We start from the raw sequence: 16,401 nt of genomic DNA, 5'->3' as shown, positions 1-16,401 counted from the left end.
TGGGGACCTTCTTGAATCAGACCGGCGGAATTATATCGACGCACTCCAGTGAACCGGATCCGGAAGACGAGGTTCTGGATGGGGTCTCTGAGGTCGAACTCCGCAGTGTGGAGGTCACCCCCGGCCAGCACGGTGAGCGTATAGACCGTGCCTTGGCTCAGGCTGCGAGTGAGTTTTCACGCAATTACCTGCAGCAGCTGATCGATGGCGGGGCGGTTTCTCTCAATGGGCAGCCGGTCTCCAAGCCCGCGCAGCGTGTCAAGGCGGGGGATGTCATCGCCGTAGAGCTTCGGCCCACGCAGCAGAGCCAGGCCTTCAAAGCCCAGCCCATGGACTTGAACATCGTCTACGAAGACGCCCATGTGCTGGTGATCAACAAACCTGCAGGCCTGGTGGTGCACCCCGCACCAGGCAACTGGAGCGGAACCCTGCTCAATGGGCTGTTGGCCAGGGACCCACAGTTTGCGAGCGTGCCACGGGCCGGTATCGTGCACCGTCTGGACAAAGACACCAGTGGTTTGATGGTGGTAGCCCGTACGCGCGCTGCTATGGACGTGCTGGTCAAGGCGATTGCCGCCCGGGAAGTCAGTCGGCAGTACCTGGCATTGGCGCAACGCCCCTGGAAGGGTGCTGCGCAAGTGACGGTGGACAAGCCCATCGGGCGCGATCCTCGCAACCGCCTGCGCATGGCCGTGGTGGATCTTTCTGTTTCTTCTGGCAAGCTGGCCAAGACGGATGTGTTTTGGCTTGCCAACTCGGTGGCGGGCTGTTGGGTGCGTTGTGCTTTGCACACCGGGCGCACGCACCAGATCCGTGTCCACATGGCCTCACTGGGGCACCCTTTGGTGGGTGATGCGCTGTACGGTGGCAGCTCAGAGCCCGGTATGGAGCGGCAGGCTTTGCATGCGTTTCGCCTAGCGTTTCACCATCCGGTCACCGGTGTGTGGCAAGAATTCCGTGCGGAGCCTGCCGTTGATTTTCTTGCGCTTTTGGCTTTGTGGGGGCTCAGTTACAATGCAGGTGCAGGTCCGGGAGGACTCTGATAGGTCCAAGCCCATCGCTTGTGGCCTGCCACCCAAGCGCTGACGACGCGCTGTTTGCCAACGACGATCACTGTGATCGCTCAATTTGCTGGTGACTTTTTCGAAACGCCCTGACTATGAACATGGTCGATGCCAAGCGGGTCCTGGAGACCGCCCTGATGTGTGCCCAACAACCTTTGCCGCTGAAAAACATGCGGGAGTTGTTTGCGGAAGCGATTGGCGTGGATTCCATCAAGCACATGTTGGAAGATCTGCGCAATGACTGGGCAGGACGCGGCATGGAGTTGGTCAGTGTGGCGACCGGCTGGCGGTTCCAGAGTCGTCCCGAAATGCGGGAATACCTGGATCGTCTGCACCCTGAAAAACCGCCGAAATATACGCGCGCCACGTTGGAAACCCTGGCTATCATTGCCTATCGGCAGCCTGTAACGCGCGGTGATATGGAAGACATCCGCGGTGTCACCATCAGTTCCTTGTTGATCAAACAATTGGAAGATCGTGGTTGGGTGGAGGTGATAGGTCACCGCGAAGCGCCCGGTCGGCCCGCCTTGTTTGCGACCACCAAGCAGTTTTTGGACGATTTGGGTTTGGGCTCTCTGGACCAATTGCCCCTGTTAGACCATCCCGCGCAGGCGGGCGATGCATTTGGGCATTTGGCATCTGCCATGGAAGAGCCCACCATCGCGACGATCTCCATGCCCGCAGTGGACGATGCGGGTCCCCAAATGACCATGTCTCTTGACGCGCAAGTTACCCCCGAACCTGAAATGGGTCCCCCACATGAATGAAGCCCCTGAATCCATGCCCTCTGATGCTGCCGAGCAGCCCATGGAGTCTCACGAAGAGAGTCTGAATCCAGCCCCAGTTGGACCGTCTGCCGCTGCCGGCGTTAGCCCCGTGTACCGGTTTGAAGATGTGGTGTCTGGCCAATTTGATGCGGACGATGCGTTGGAAGAGTTGGCGCCTCCCAAGCGGGTGCTGCTGCCGCAGGCCGAAACGCCCAAGCTGCACAAGGTGCTGGCGCAATCCGGCATGGGCTCGCGCCTGGAGATGGAGCAGCTCATTTTGGAGGGGCGCATTTCAGTCAACAACGAGCCGGCCCACATTGGCCAGCGTATCCAGTTTGGTGACAGCATCAAGGTGAATGGCAAGCCGATCCGTTATCGCATTGATCCGCCACCAGCCCGTGTGATTGCATACCACAAGCCTGCAGGCGAGGTGGTCACGCATGACGACCCCCAGAACCGACCCACCGTGTTCCGCAAGCTGCCCAAACTGCAACAGGGCAAGTGGCAGTCTGTGGGGCGTTTGGACTTAAATACCGAAGGGCTGTTGTTGTTCACCAGCTCAGGCGAGCTGGCCAACAACCTGATGCACCCCCGATTTGGTTTGGAGCGCGAATATGCGGTGCGTGTTTTGGGCGCCTTGAACAAGGAAGAAAAGCAGGCTTTGTTGGATGGCGTGCAACTCGATGACGGTATGGCGCAGTTTGGGTCTATCGAAGAGGGCGGTGGCGAGGGTTCCAACTGCTGGTACCGGGTCACAATTTCTGAAGGCCGCAACCGTGAGGTGCGTCGCATGATGGAGTCCGTGGGCCATGCGGTGAGTCGCCTGATTCGTATTCGCTACGGGGCCATGGTCTTGCCACGGGGCTTGAAGCGTGGCGCTTGGATGGAGCTGGATGACGCGGATATCCGTGCCCTGGCACAAGCGGCTGGCGCGGGGCGGCCGCGTGCCGACGGTCCCGCCGAGGGTGCAGGTCGCCCCCCCAAGGCGACGGGTAACCGCAATCCCGCCCGCGGGCGCTCTACGGGTGGCCGTGGGCCGTCGTATCCCAAGGCCGGACCCACCCCTGGTGCCAATCCTGGCCGTGGCGCCAGTGGACGCAAGGACAAGCCCTCTGATCGCCAGGCCGGTGCTCAGCCAGACCCCATGAAAACGGCATTTGGCTACATCGGTGCAGACAGTTTTTCTCGCCAGCGCCAAGACGCTGCTGGCCGACCCCGTGGTGGGCAAGGCGGGCAGCGCAGAGGCGGCCGAAACCGCTAATCACAGTGTAAAATCCAGCGCTTTGCTTCTGCTGGGGCAAATGTCTCTTCATTCATAACAGGAATCCTATGGCTATCGAACGCACTCTCTCCATCATCAAGCCCGACGCAGTTGCCAAGAACGTGATCGGTCAAATTTACGCCCGCTTTGAAGCGGCTGGCCTGAAGGTAGTGGCTGCTCGCATGGCTCACCTGTCCCGCGGTGAAGCAGAAGCTTTTTACGCCGTGCACAAAGCACGTCCTTTCTTCAAGGATCTGGTGGATTTCATGATCTCCGGCCCCGTGATGATCCAGGCTCTGGAAGGCGAAAACGCCATCCTGAAAAATCGCGACCTGATGGGTGCCACCGATCCTAAGAAGGCCGACGCCGGCACCATCCGCGCTGACTTTGCAGACAGCATTGACGCCAACGCCGTGCACGGTTCCGATGCTGCAGAAACTGCTGCCGCCGAAATCGCCTTCTTCTTCGCTGGCCTGAACGTTTACTCCCGCTAAGACATGCAATGACGGCCAATCTTCTTGAATTCGATCTTGAGGGATTGGCCGCTTTTTGTGAGCGGCTCGGAGAAAAGCGATTCCGAGCCACCCAGCTGTTTCGCTGGATTCACCAAAGAGGCGCCTCATCCTTTGATGATATGAGTGACCTCGCCAAGTCTTTGCGCGAAAAGCTCAAAACCTGTGCGGAAATGAAACCGCTTGCCGTGATCACCCAACATATTTCGGGTGATGGCACGATCAAATGGTTGTTTGATGTTGGGGGTGGTGATGCGGTGGAAGCTGTGTTCATCCCCGAAGATGATCGTGGCACCCTCTGTATTTCCTCGCAAGCTGGCTGTGCTGTGGGCTGCCGTTTCTGCTCGACCGGCCACCAAGGTTTCAGTCGCAACCTGACGACGGGTGAAATCATTGCGCAGCTGTGGTTTGCCGAGCACTTCCTGCGCAAGCATCTGGGTGCGAGCCAGCGCGTTATCTCCAATGTGGTGATGATGGGCATGGGTGAGCCGCTGCAAAACTATTCCGCCCTGGTTCCCGCGCTGCAGGTCATGCTCAGTGACAACGCCTATGGGCTGTCACGCCGCCGGGTTACGGTGTCAACCTCCGGCGTGGTTCCCATGATGGACCGTCTGGGCGCCGATTGCCCCGTGGCATTAGCCGTGTCTCTGCACGCTCCTAATGACGCCTTGCGGGACAACCTGGTTCCACTGAATCGCAAATACCCGCTATCCGAGTTGCTGGACGCCTGCCGCCGCTACTTGGCGTTTGCACCACGCGACTTCATCACCTTCGAGTACTGCATGCTCGATGGTGTCAATGACACGCCAGCCCATGCCCGCGAGTTGTTGGCGTTGGTGCGCCCTGTGGATGGGCCTGCTGTCTCTTGCAAGTTCAACCTGATTCCTTTCAATCCCTTTCCGGCATCTGGTCTCAAGCGCTCCAGTGCCGCACAGGTGCAGGCTTTCTCCAAAATTCTGAGTGATGCCGGGATTGTGACGACGGTGCGAAAGACCCGCGGTGATGATATTGATGCGGCGTGCGGTCAGCTGGCCGGAGATGTCAAGGACCGTACGGATGTCGCGAAGCGCATGTCCAAGCAGCGAACCGTTATGCTCCAACCCGTAATGGACATTGCTCGTACCGAGCAGACAAAGGGGACCGATGCCTGATTTGCTTTTTCCTGCCCGCTGGATGCGGCGTGGCTTGACGGCCTTTGCTGTGCTGGGCTTGTTGGCGTTGGCGCTCACTGGCTGTGCTTCTAGTGCGCCGACTGCGGCTCCTGGAAGTGATTTGCTGACGGAGTCTGACGAGACCGTAGCCCGCAAGCGGGCCCGCATTCGCCTGGAGCTGGCAGTGGGTTATTACAACAATGGCCAAACCACCATTGCGCTGGATGAGTTGAAGCAATCGATTGCTGCCGACCCCACGTTGCTAGAGGCTCACAACCTGCGCGGCCTCATTTACATGCGTTTAAACGATGCCCCCTTGGCGGAAGAGAGTTTCCGAAAAGCCTTGCAAATCAATCCCCAGGCTTCGTCGGTGCACCACAACCTGGGTTGGATGTTATGCCAGCAAGGCCGTATGGCGGAGGCTAACCGTCAATTCATGAATGCCATTGCCGAGCCCAGTTATGTAGACAAAGCCAAGTCCTGGATGACCATGGGTGTTTGTCAGGCGAAAGCTGGGCAGCGTGTCGAAGCTGAGGCTAGTTTGCAGCGCGCCTATGAGCTGGACGCGGGCAACCCTGTCACTGGGTACAACTTGGCGCTGGTGTTATTTCAACGTGGTGAATACTTGCGCGCCCAGTTCTACATCCGTCGCATCAATAACGGCGAGTTGGCCAATGCCGAGTCCCTGTGGTTGGGCGCCAAGGTGGAGCGCGGCCTGGGCAATCGGGAGGGCGTGGCGCAATTGGGCGCGCAATTGGCCAAGCGTTTTCCACAATCCAAAGAAGCGACTTTGTTTGAACGTGGGGCATTTGATGAGTGAGGGCAACTCTTTGCAATCAGCGGATATGGCCTCTGCTGCGGATGAGCCGGTAACCCAGGCGTCTGCGGGAGCCCTGTTGCGTGCTGCGCGCGAGACGGCGGGTCTGCATGTGGCTGCGCTGGCGGTATCCATGAAAGTGCCTGTCAAAAAGTTGGAAGCTTTGGAAGCGGACCGTTTTGATTTGCTGCCCGATGCCGTGTTTGTGCGGGCGCTTGCGTCCAGTGTTTGCCGCAATTTGAAGATCGATCCTGCACCGATACTCTCTAGGCTGCCGCACCAACACGTGCCTCGCTTGGGAGCCAGCGAGGGGGGCATCAACGCGCCATTCCATGCAGCGGGGGAAAATCGCTCCCTGTCCGTACCTGCAACCCTCAAGCAACCTGTAGTTTTGGTGGTTTTGCTTTTGTTGGTGGCTGCCTTGGTGGTGGTGTTTCTCCCAGAGTGGCAAACGGAAGCCCCGCCTGAGGAAGTCGCTGCACCATCGGAATCCGCTCTAATCGTGCCATCCGCACAGAATGCAGTGCCCGATGTTCCTGTCCCATCTGTTATTGCCGCGGAGCCTGCTGCGCAGGCGGCCCTAGCAGTTGCTTCCGCATCTCCGGCGCCTGTAGCGCCTGCTCCCGTTGCCATTGCCGCGGCGGTTGCCGTGCCAGAGGTGATGAAGCCCGCGAGTGCGCCGTCGCTTGCTCCCGTTGCGGGGCAGCAAGTGGTGTTCCGTGTCAAAGGGCCGTCTTGGGTGGAGGTGACCGACGCCAAAGGCGTGGTTTTGATGCGCAGAAATCTGGTGCAAGGTGATGCGGCTGGCATTTCGGGTGTGTTGCCCCTGTCGGTGGTGGTGGGGCGTGCGGATGTCACCGAGGTTGAAGTCAAGGGTAAACCGTTCAGCCTGACCGCGTTCGCCAAAGACAATGTTGCGCGATTTGAGGTGAAGTAGTGCAAAGTGGTTTTCCTATACCCATCGTTACCCCCCAGTTGAGGGAGTCTCTCCAGGCTCGCGTGGTTTGGGGTGGAAGAACTGTGACCGTTGGTGGTGGTGCGCCTGTTCGCATCCAGTCCATGACCAATACAGATACCGTGGACGCTATTGGTACCGCCATACAGGTCAAGGAGTTGGCATTGGCGGGCTCGGAGATGGTGCGCATTACCGTCAATACACCTGAGGCCGCAGAGGCAGTTCCGCACATCCGCAATCAACTGGATCGCATGGGCATTGATGTGCCGTTGGTGGGTGATTTTCATTACAACGGCCATCGTTTGCTCAGTGAATTCCCTGACTGCGCACAGGCACTGTCCAAATACCGCATTAACCCCGGCAACGTGGGGAAGGGCGACAAGCGCGACAAGCAGTTTGGCCAGATGATTGAGGCCGCCGTCAAGTGGGACAAGGCGGTGCGCATTGGCGTGAATTGGGGCAGTCTGGACCAAGAGCTGTTGGCGTCCCTGATGGACGACAACAGCAAGCGTGCCGTTCCGTGGGATGCGAAGCAGGTAATGTACGAAGCCTTGATTGTTTCGGCCTTGGAGTCTGCGCAGCGTGCCCAGGAGATTGGCTTGCCTGCAGAGCAAATCATTCTTTCCTGCAAGGTAAGTGGCGTGCAGGATCTGATCGCGGTTTACCGAGCACTGGCCCAGCGTTCGCGTTATGCCCTGCACCTGGGCCTGACTGAGGCGGGTATGGGCACCAAAGGTACGGTGGCGTCCACCGCGGCACTGGCGGTGCTTTTGCAAGATGGCATTGGTGACACCATTCGGGTGTCGCTGACCCCCGCACCTGGCGAGGCGCGGACCCAGGAGGTGGTGGTGGCCTCCGAGATTCTGCAATCTTTGGGCTTGCGCAAGTTTGTTCCCAGTGTCACAGCCTGTCCAGGTTGCGGACGCACCACGAGCACAACTTTCCAAGAACTCACCAAGCAGATCGATGATTTTTTGCGTGAAAAAATGCCGGTCTGGCGCTCGGTCTATCCTGGTGTGGAAAGCCTCAAGGTTGCGGTCATGGGCTGTATCGTGAATGGCCCTGGTGAAAGCAAACACGCAGACATCGGCATAAGCCTGCCGGGTACCGGCGAAGCGCCGGCCGCACCGGTCTTTATTGATGGCGAGAAGCGCATGACCCTGCGTGGCAATGCGATTGCCGCTGAATTCCAGACGGTGGTCGAAGACTACATTCGGCAACGCTTTACGCCGTCTACCCCAAACACTTGATTTGAATGCATATGGATGAGAAGGTCGTTCCGCGCAAGGCGGAAAAGTTGGTGGGCGTGAAGGGGATGAATGACATCCTGCCGCCGGAGTCGGCGCGATGGGAGGCTCTGGAAGCCACGGTGCGTGAACTGATGCTGCGCTATGCGTACCGCAACATCCGCACGCCCATTCTGGAACACACCGCGCTCTTCGTACGCGGCATTGGCGAGGTGACGGACATTGTTGAGAAGGAGATGTACTCCTTCGAAGACCGTTCGGACAAGCACGGCCAGGCCGAACACCTGAGCATGCGCCCCGAGGGGACCGCTGCGGTGGTGCGCGCCGTGATCGAAAGCAACCTGCTGTATGACGGTGGCAAGCGCTTGTTCTACATGGGCCCGATGTTTCGCCGCGAGAAGCCGCAGCGCGGGCGCTACCGCCAGTTTCACCAAGTCGGCGTGGAAGCGCTGGGCTTTGGTGGCCCGGACACCGATGCCGAGGTGATTTTGCTGGCCGCTGCGCTGTGGAAGGCCATTGGCCTCACCGATGTGCGACTGGAACTCAACAGCCTGGGCCAGCCGGCGGAGCGTGCACTACACCGCGCCCAGCTCATCGCCTATTTTGAGCAACATGCCGGGCTGCTCGATGAAGACGCCAAGCGCCGGCTGCACAGCAACCCGTTGCGCATCCTAGACACCAAAAACCCGACGATGCAAGAGATGGTTGCGGGGGCGCCGCGCCTGCTGGATTTTCTCGGTGCCGAATCGCTGGCGCACTTCGAAGGGCTCAAGGCCATTCTCGATGCGAATGGCGTGGCCTACACCATCAACCCGCGTCTGGTGCGGGGCCTAGACTACTACAACCTGACGGTCTTCGAGTTCGTTACCGATCGCCTGGGCTCCCAGGGCACCGTGTGTGCGGGTGGCCGCTATGACGACCTGATCGTGCAGATCGGTGGCAAGCCCACTCCGGCCGTGGGCTGGGCTTTGGGCGTGGAGCGTGTGCTGGAGCTGCTTAAGGAGACCGGTGCCAGCGAGGCTGTGGCATCTCTGGATGCCTATGCCATCGTGGGTGATGCCAAGGATGCTCCGCGCGTCATGGTCAGCCTGGAGCAACTCCGCGCGGCAGGCATCTCGGTGCAAATGCACCCCGCCGGGGCCGAGGGCATGGCCAGTTTGAAGTCGCAGTTCAAGAAGGCCGACGCCTCGGGCGCGCGCTACGCGCTGGTGTTTGGCGTGGACGAACTGGCGCAGGGACAGGTCACCATCAAAGATTTGCGCGATGCGTCGCAGGCCCAGCAAAGCAGGCCCCTGCAAGAGCTGAGCCAATGGGCCAAAGGCCTACAATCCGCCACCTAATCAGAGACCCTTATGGCAAACCATTTAGACCTTGAAGAACAAGAGCAGCTGGATCAGCTCAAACATTTCTGGAACCAGTATGGCAACCTGATCACCGGTCTGCTGATCGTGGTGCTGGGCGCCTTTGCCGCCTGGAACGGCTACCAGTATTGGCAGAAACGCACCGCAGCCCAGGCCTCGGTGATGTTCGAAGAAGTCGACAAAGTCCTGCGCAGCGGCGATTTGGTCCTGGCTGAGCGGGTGTTTGGTGACATGAAGGAGCGTTTTGCCTCCACGGTCTACACCCAACAAGCGGGCCTGGCACTCGCCAAGCTGGCGTATCAGGGTGGCAAGGGCGATTTGGCCAAGGCGGCATTAACCTGGGTGGGGGGCAGTCAAGCAGATGTGGCTTACGCGTCCATCGCCAAGCTACGTCTGGCGGGTATCCATATCGAAGCGAAAGAGTTTGATCTGGCATCCAAGGTACTGAGTGAAAGTTACCCAGCGCCATTTGTTGCCTTGGCAGCTGACAAACAAGGCGATTTGTTGTTGGCCCAGGGAAAGAACGCGGAGGCGGTTGCCGAGTATCGCAAGGCGTGGGCTGGTATGGACACGCGTGCAGAATACCGGCGTCTGGTTTCTGTGAAGCTGGGCGCTTTGGGTGCGTCGGAAACGGCGGCCAACTGACCATGGCATTTTCTTTGTTCCGTCAAATACCCACATGGGCCAGCGCTGCGGCGTTGGTTGCGGTGCTTGCGGCTTGCTCTGGGCCCAGCAAACCAGTGCCCAAGGACTTGGGTGCCAATATTGGCTTGATTGGTGTCAAAACTGCCTGGTCTGCCCAGTTGGGTGCCATGGAAAGCTCGGCACAACCGCATGTAGTGGGATCGCAAGTTTTGCTAGCGTCCGCCAAGGGAATAGTGACCGCACTGCAGGGTGAGACGGGCAGTGTGGCCTGGCAGTTGGATGTGGGAACGCCGTTGGTCTCTGGTGTGGGCAGCGACGGGCAAACTGCTGCGGTCGTGTCTGAGGCCGGCGAATTGATCGCCATGTCATCCGGCAAAGTGCTGTGGAAGCAGCGCCTGGGTGCTTTGGGCCTTACTCCGCCTCTCGTGGCCGGTGCGCGCATCTTTACCTTGTCTGCTGACCGCACCGTCACAGCGTTTGATGCGACAAGTGGTCAGCGCTTGTGGCAATTACAGCGGTCTTCGGATCCCCTGGTCCTGGGGCAGGCTGGTGTGTTGTTGGCCGTGGGTGACACTTTGGTGGTCGGGGTGGCTGGACGCTTGTTGGGGGTGAATCCCTTGAATGGTGCTTCCCGCTGGGAGGCGCCCGTGGCGGTCAGCCGTGGCACCAACGAGGTGGAACGTTTGGTCGACCTGGTGGCTGGTGTGAGCCGGTTGCAGGCCAATGTGTGTGTGCGTTCTTTCCAAGCTGCGGTGGCATGTGTCAATGCCACCAATGGCACCATGGTTTGGAACAAACCCGCTGCGGGGACTACGGGCCTGGGGGGGGACGCCGAGTATGTGTTCGGTACCGAAGCAGACAGCAAGCTGATTGCCTGGAGCCGGGTTTCGGGTGAACGTTTGTGGGTGTCCGAGGCCTTGCGCTGGCGCGGTCTTGGCACACCACTTGCCGTCGGCCAGTCCTTGGTGGTGGGCGATAACGCTGGCGTACTCCATTTTCTCTCGCGCGCAGATGGCGCACCCATGGACCGGGCCACTACCGATGGTTCCGCTATTTTGGGTGTCCCTGTGCTTGTTGGTAAGACATTGATTGCCGTTACGCAAAAGGGCGGCGTTTTTGCGTTCCGACCCGAATAAGTTTGAAGGGTTCTGAACCATGAAACCAGTGATCGCCTTGGTAGGGCGCCCCAATGTGGGCAAGTCCACCCTCTTCAATCGCATGACCAAGACCCGGGACGCGATTGTTGCGGACTACGCAGGATTGACGCGGGACCGCCATTACGGCAACGGCAAGCAGGGCAAACACGAGTTCATCGTCATTGACACCGGCGGTTTTGAGCCCGATGCCAGCAGCGGGATTTACCGCGAGATGGCCAAACAAACCCGCCAGGCAGTGGCAGAGGCTGACGTGGTGGTGTTTGTTGTGGATGCGCGCGGCGGTTTGTCGGCGCAAGACCACGACATCGGCAAATACCTCCGCAAGTTGGGCAAGCCTTGTCTGGTGGTCGCCAACAAGGCTGAGGGCATGAAGGAAGGCGCCCAATTGGTCGAGTTCTTTGAGCTGGGCTTGGGCGAGGTATTTCCTGTCTCGGCAGCACACGGTCAGGGCATTCGGTCTCTGATAGACATGGCCATAGATCGTTTGGGTTGGGTGTTACCCGATGAGGCCGAGGTAGAGGAAGATCCCGCTGTCATCAAACTGGCCGTCGCAGGGCGCCCGAATGTGGGTAAATCCACGTTGATCAACACTTGGCTTGGCGAAGAGCGACTGGTGGCATTTGACATGCCTGGAACCACACGGGACGCGATTTCTGTGCCTTTTGAGCGCAATGGGCAACGGTTCGAGTTGATTGACACTGCGGGTTTGCGTCGCAAAGGCCAGGTCTTTGAGGCCATTGAAAAATTTTCCGTCGTCAAGACCTTGCAGGCCATTGAATCTGCGAGTGTGGTGCTCTTACTCATTGATGCCACCCAGGGCGTGACCGACCAGGATGCCCATATTGCTGGCTACATTTTGGAGTCGGGCCGGGCTGTGGTGGTGGCCGTCAACAAATGGGATGCTGTCGATGATTACCAGCGTGAGCTGGTGCGGCGCTCACTGGAAACCCGTCTGGGTTTTCTCAAGTTTGCCGCCCTGCACATGATTTCGGCGCAGAAGCGCCAGGGCCTGGGCCCGGTTTGGGATTCGATTGCCCAGGCGCACCGCGCAGCCAACTGCAAGATGCCCACGCCTGTGTTGACCCGCTTGCTGCTGGAGGCCGTCCAGTTCCAGACGCCCAAGAAGAACGGTGCCTACCGTCCAAAATTGCGTTACGCCCACCAGGGGGGCATGAACCCGCCCATCATTGTCGTCCACGGCAACTCGCTGGAGCATGTGACGGAGACGTACAAGCGTTTTCTGGAGGGGCGTTTCCGCAAGGAGTTCAACCTCATTGGTACACCGCTGCGCATCGAAATGAAGTCGTCCACCAACCCCTTTGCAGACAAGGACGACCGATAAGCTGATGGCTATTCGCCTGGGCCGGTGCCGGGGCTACTGTGGCTGTGGTATCGTCAAGCTTCTTTCACTACTTGAACACGGAGAATATCGTGAGCAACAAAGGCCAACTTTTACAAGACCCGTTCCTCAATGCCTTGCGCAGGGAACATGTGCCAGTGTCCATTTATTTGGTCAACGGCATCAAACTTCAGGGCCAGATCGAATCGTTTGACCAGTACGTAGTGCTACTGCGCAACACCGTGACCCAGATGGTCTACAAACATGCCATTTCCACCATCGTCCCCGGACGTGCCGTGAACTTGGCTGCCGTTCCCGAAGACAACGCCGCTGCGTGATGCTGCGGGGCCTGCGCCCCGTCAGCACGCGTTCGGTCAGACGCCTCACACCCATTTGACAGCCAAAACTCCACCGATCGTCGCTCCCACCATTTTGGTCGGAGTTGACTTGGGGGTGCCCAACTTTGATGCCGAGCTCGAAGAGTTAGGCTTGTTGGCCCAGACCGCTGGCCTGAGCCCGGTAGCCCGCATCACCTGCAAACGCCGTGCGCCCGATGCCGCATTGTTTGTGGGCTCGGGCAAGGCCGACGAAATCAAGCTGCTTGCACAGCAGCATGGTGCGACCGAAATTCTGTTTGACCAAAGCCTGAGTCCTGGCCAGCAGCGCAATCTGGAGCGGCACCTGGAGCTGCCGGTCAACGATCGTACCTACCTGATTCTGGAAATTTTTGCCCAGCGGGCGCGCAGCCATGAGGGTAAGTTGCAGGTCGAGCTGGCGCGTTTGCAGTACCTCAGCACCCGCTTGGTACGCCGTTGGTCCCACCTGGAACGGCAGACGGGTGGCGCTGGCGTGCGCGGCGGCCCGGGTGAGAAGCAAATTGAGCTGGACCGTCGCATGATCGACGAGACCATCAAACGCACCAAGGAGCGCCTCTCCAAGGTCAAGCGCCAGCGCCAGACCCAGCGCCGCCAGCGTGAGCGCCGGGATGCGTTCAATATCTCCCTGATTGGCTACACCAACGCTGGCAAGTCCACGCTGTTTAATGCGCTGGTGAAGGCGCGGGCCTACGCGGCGGATCAGCTGTTTGCCACGTTGGACACGACGACCCGCCAGTTGTACCTGGGAGACGCGCAGCGCTCGGTGTCCCTGTCGGATACCGTGGGTTTCATCCGCGATTTGCCCCACGGACTGGTCGATGCATTTCAGGCCACGTTGCAAGAGGCCGTTGATGCCGATTTGCTGCTGCATGTGGTGGATGCCTCCAACCCCAACTACACCGAGCAGATCGAGCAGGTGCAATCGGTGCTGGCGGAGATCGGTGCGGACCAAATTCCGCAACTGCTGGTGTTCAACAAAGTAGACGCTTTGCCACCTGAGCTGCAGCCGCTGCGCATGGAAGACATGTACGACCTGCACGGCGTGCAGACCCCACGCGTGTTTGTTAGTGCGCGCGAGAATGTGGGCATGCCCCTGCTGCGCCAGCATTTGGCCGCTGTGGCCAGTGCGGCCCCGGGTGCGGGCCCCGCCAACGAGTATTCCCCTGAGCCCTATGGGGCCGGTTCGTAATTGGGCACAATCCCGAGCTGTTGTACGCGAGACAAAACCATGAAACTATCCCTGCCGAATCCCCCCAAGGTCACGTGGCCCCAGTGGATGCGCAATATGTTCAATCTGAACGACTCCCGTTGGGGCCGAGGAGACGATTCCTCTGCACCTTCCGATAAGCCCGAAGGCGCAGCTCCAGACAGTGACCCCCCCAAACCCTCTGCAGTGCCCCAGGCGCAGCCGGACCGTCGTGGTGCGGCGCAATCGGGTCCACCGGACCTGGATGAGTTGTGGCGCGATTTCAACCGCAAGCTGAGTGGCTTGTTTGGTGGCGCCTCCAAGCCCCGTGGTGGCAATGGCAGCGGTGGTGGTTCGGGTGGTGGTTTTCAGCCCGATATGAAAAGTGCCGGCATCGGTGTTGGCTTGATTCTGGGCGTTTTGGCCCTGATTTGGCTGGGCACTGGATTCTTCATCGTGCAAGAAGGCCAACAAGCGGTGATCACCCAGTTTGGCAAATACAAGTCCACGGTGAACGCCGGTTTCAACTGGCGTCTGCCGTACCCGATTGAAAAACACGAGTTGGTGTTCGTCAGCCAGATCCGCTCTGTGGACGTGGGGCGAGATACCGTGCTCAAGGCGACTGGCCTGAAAGAGTCCGCCATGCTGACCGAAGATGAAAACATCCTCGACATCAAGTTTGCTGTGCAATACCGCCTGAGTGATGCGCGTGCTTTCCTGTTCGAAAGCAAGAACCCCAATGACGCGGTGGTGCAGGCCGCCGAAACCGCGGTACGCGAAGTTTTGGGAAAGATGAAGATGGATGCGGCCTTGTCGGAAGAGCGTGACCAGATTGCGCCCCGTGTGCGCACCCTCATGCAAACCATTCTGGACCGCTACAAGGTCGGTGTGGAAGTGGTTGGCATCAACCTGCAGCAGGGTGGTGTGCGTCCGCCTGAGCAAGTGCAATCTTCATTTGACGATGTGCTCAAGGCTGGCCAAGAGCGTGAACGTGCCAAGAACGAGGCCGAGGCGTATGCCAACGATGTGGTGCCGCGTGCCGTCGGTTCCGCTTCGCGCCTGAAGGAGGAAGCCGATGCCTACAAAGCCCGTGTGGTGGCCCAGGCCCAGGGTGATGCCCAGCGCTTCCGCTCCGTGTACACCGAATACCAAAAGGCACCGCAGGTGACCCGTGACCGCATGTACCTAGACACCATGCAACAGATTTATGGCAACGTGACCAAGGTATTGGTAGAGTCCCGCCAGGGCAACAGCATGTTGTACCTGCCACTGGACAAAATTCTTCAGATGAATGCCGCACCCGCGGCGGACGCCTCGGCACCCGCGGCGGCTCCCCAGCCTGCAGCGCCCGCCACCTCCATCTTGAACAACGATGCCCGCAGCCGCGATGCCGCCCGTTCGCGTGAACGTGACTCTCGCTAGGACCCGACCATGAACCGCATTGGATTTATTTTTTCTTCGCTGCTGGTGCTCTTGGCTTTGGCCAGCTCCACGCTGTTTGTGGTGGACCAGCGCCAGTTTGGCGTCGTGTATGCCTTGGGTCAGATCAAGGAAGTTATCACCGAGCCTGGGCTTAACTTCAAGCTCCCACCACCGTTCCAAAACGTTTCGTACATCGACAAGCGCCTGCTGACGCTGGACAGCACCGATGCCGAGCCCATGCTGACTGCCGAGAAGCAGCGTGTGGTGATTGACTGGTACGTGCGCTGGCGCATTTCTGAACCCACGGAGTACATCCGCAATGTGGGTTTGAACGAAAGCGCTGGTGCTAGCCAGTTGAACCGTGTGGTGCGCAATGCATTCCAGGAAGAAATCAACAAACGCACCGTGAAAGAGCTGCTGTCGCTCAAACGCGAAGCCCTGATGGCCGACGTAAAGGCTGAGGTGCTGGACAAGGTTCGTGGTGCCAAACCCTGGGGTGTGGATGTGGTGGATGTGCGTATCACCCGCGTCGACTATGTGGAGGCCATCACCGAGTCTGTCTACCGCCGCATGGAGGCTGAACGTAAACGTGTGGCCAATGAACTCCGCTCTACCGGCGGTGCTGAAGGCGAAAAAATTCGTGCTGATGCGGACCGCCAGCGCGAGATTACCATTGCCAACGCCTACCGTGATGCCCAGAAGATCAAGGGGGAGGGCGATGCCGAAGCTGCGCGTATTTACGCCGAAGCCTTTGGCAAAGACCCCCAGTTTGCCCAGTTCTACCGCAGCCTGGAAGCCTACAAGTCCAGCTTTGCGAACAAGAGCGACGTGATGGTGCTGGACCCCTCATCCTCCGAGTTCTTCAAGGTGTTCCGCAACGGTGGCAATAGCCCTGGCGCTGCCAAGAAGTAAGCCTTGAGCGCAGACACCCTGTGGGTGGCGCTCGCCCTCGTGCTGGTGGTGGAGGGGCTTTTCCCCTTTCTGTCACCCACTGGGTGGCGGCGCATGTTCACCCAGCTCTTGCAACTCAACGATGGCCAGATCCGCTTTTTCGGTTTGGCCAGCATCTTGGTGGGCTTGTTGTCGATTTGGTGGCTGCTGCCCTGAAAAGCGGGCTCCAAGCCCGGTAAAATCGCTGTT

General features: G+C 59.2%; 17 protein-coding genes. All 17 read left to right on the top strand.

What is annotated here, in order from left to right; translation table 11 throughout:
* Window positions 1-11: 11 nt before the first annotated feature.
* The 17 genes from AC097A_RS00450 (at window position 12) to AC097A_RS00370 (ending at window position 16,368) form a co-directional block, all read left to right on the top strand.
* Window positions 12-1,043, top strand: a complete 1,032-nt coding sequence (locus tag AC097A_RS00450) for an RluA family pseudouridine synthase (RefSeq protein ID WP_479619351.1) — start codon at window positions 12-14, stop codon at window positions 1,041-1,043.
* A 116-nt stretch (window positions 1,044-1,159) separates the two neighbouring features.
* Window positions 1,160-1,831 (top strand): SMC-Scp complex subunit ScpB, encoded by a 672-nt coding sequence (gene scpB, locus AC097A_RS00445; protein WP_315847525.1) that lies wholly within the window; start codon window positions 1,160-1,162, stop codon window positions 1,829-1,831.
* On the top strand, window positions 1,824-3,092 hold the full coding sequence (locus AC097A_RS00440; RefSeq protein WP_479619350.1) for a pseudouridine synthase: 1,269 nt from the start codon (window positions 1,824-1,826) through the stop codon (window positions 3,090-3,092). Before scpB ends, AC097A_RS00440 begins: the two co-directional genes overlap by 8 nt.
* A 68-nt stretch (window positions 3,093-3,160) precedes the next feature.
* Complete coding sequence (ndk, locus tag AC097A_RS00435; protein ID WP_105263108.1) at window positions 3,161-3,586, top strand: nucleoside-diphosphate kinase; 426 nt, start codon at window positions 3,161-3,163, stop codon at window positions 3,584-3,586.
* Window positions 3,587-3,594: 8 nt separating this feature from the next.
* Window positions 3,595-4,755: a dual-specificity RNA methyltransferase RlmN gene (rlmN, locus tag AC097A_RS00430; RefSeq protein ID WP_105263107.1), complete on the top strand. Its 1,161-nt coding sequence runs from the start codon at window positions 3,595-3,597 to the stop codon at window positions 4,753-4,755.
* 22 nt (window positions 4,756-4,777) lie between these two features.
* The gene (pilW, locus tag AC097A_RS00425) at window positions 4,778-5,575 is read left to right on the top strand and encodes a type IV pilus biogenesis/stability protein PilW (RefSeq protein ID WP_479620181.1); all 798 of its coding nucleotides are present in this window, start codon (window positions 4,778-4,780) and stop codon (window positions 5,573-5,575) included.
* On the top strand, window positions 5,568-6,509 hold the full coding sequence (locus AC097A_RS00420; RefSeq protein ID WP_479619349.1) for a helix-turn-helix domain-containing protein: 942 nt from the start codon (window positions 5,568-5,570) through the stop codon (window positions 6,507-6,509). Before pilW ends, AC097A_RS00420 begins: the two co-directional genes overlap by 8 nt.
* Complete coding sequence (ispG, locus tag AC097A_RS00415) at window positions 6,509-7,777, top strand: flavodoxin-dependent (E)-4-hydroxy-3-methylbut-2-enyl-diphosphate synthase (RefSeq protein ID WP_315478204.1); 1,269 nt, start codon at window positions 6,509-6,511, stop codon at window positions 7,775-7,777. Before AC097A_RS00420 ends, ispG begins: the two co-directional genes overlap by 1 nt.
* 11 nt (window positions 7,778-7,788) lie before the next feature.
* Window positions 7,789-9,114: a histidine--tRNA ligase gene (hisS, locus tag AC097A_RS00410; RefSeq protein WP_479619348.1), complete on the top strand. Its 1,326-nt coding sequence runs from the start codon at window positions 7,789-7,791 to the stop codon at window positions 9,112-9,114.
* Between the two features lie 12 nt (window positions 9,115-9,126).
* The gene (locus AC097A_RS00405) at window positions 9,127-9,780 is read left to right on the top strand and encodes a YfgM family protein (protein WP_105263104.1); all 654 of its coding nucleotides are present in this window, start codon (window positions 9,127-9,129) and stop codon (window positions 9,778-9,780) included.
* Window positions 9,781-9,782: 2 nt separating this feature from the next.
* On the top strand, window positions 9,783-10,916 hold the full coding sequence (gene bamB, locus AC097A_RS00400; protein ID WP_315848458.1) for an outer membrane protein assembly factor BamB: 1,134 nt from the start codon (window positions 9,783-9,785) through the stop codon (window positions 10,914-10,916).
* Between the two features lie 19 nt (window positions 10,917-10,935).
* Complete coding sequence (gene der / locus AC097A_RS00395; protein WP_479619347.1) at window positions 10,936-12,279, top strand: ribosome biogenesis GTPase Der; 1,344 nt, start codon at window positions 10,936-10,938, stop codon at window positions 12,277-12,279.
* 89 nt (window positions 12,280-12,368) lie between these two features.
* Window positions 12,369-12,614 (top strand): RNA chaperone Hfq, encoded by a 246-nt coding sequence (gene hfq, locus AC097A_RS00390; RefSeq protein ID WP_105263137.1) that lies wholly within the window; start codon window positions 12,369-12,371, stop codon window positions 12,612-12,614.
* Between the two features lie 55 nt (window positions 12,615-12,669).
* Entirely contained in the window at window positions 12,670-13,842 is a 1,173-nt protein-coding gene (gene hflX / locus AC097A_RS00385) for a GTPase HflX (protein WP_479619346.1), read from the top strand.
* 39 nt (window positions 13,843-13,881) lie between these two features.
* A complete protein-coding gene (gene hflK, locus AC097A_RS00380; RefSeq protein WP_479619345.1) occupies window positions 13,882-15,261 on the top strand; it encodes an FtsH protease activity modulator HflK in 1,380 nt (459 codons plus the stop codon).
* 9 nt (window positions 15,262-15,270) lie between these two features.
* Window positions 15,271-16,173: a protease modulator HflC gene (hflC, locus tag AC097A_RS00375; protein WP_479619344.1), complete on the top strand. Its 903-nt coding sequence runs from the start codon at window positions 15,271-15,273 to the stop codon at window positions 16,171-16,173.
* A 3-nt stretch (window positions 16,174-16,176) separates the two neighbouring features.
* Entirely contained in the window at window positions 16,177-16,368 is a 192-nt protein-coding gene (locus tag AC097A_RS00370) for a DUF2065 domain-containing protein (protein ID WP_479619343.1), read from the top strand.
* Window positions 16,369-16,401 lie beyond the last annotated feature (33 nt).

The organism is Rhodoferax sp. XS2R6, from assembly GCF_056521365.1.
The sequence above is the reverse complement of the archived record's forward strand: the minus strand, read 5'-3'. Positions and strand labels throughout refer to the sequence as shown.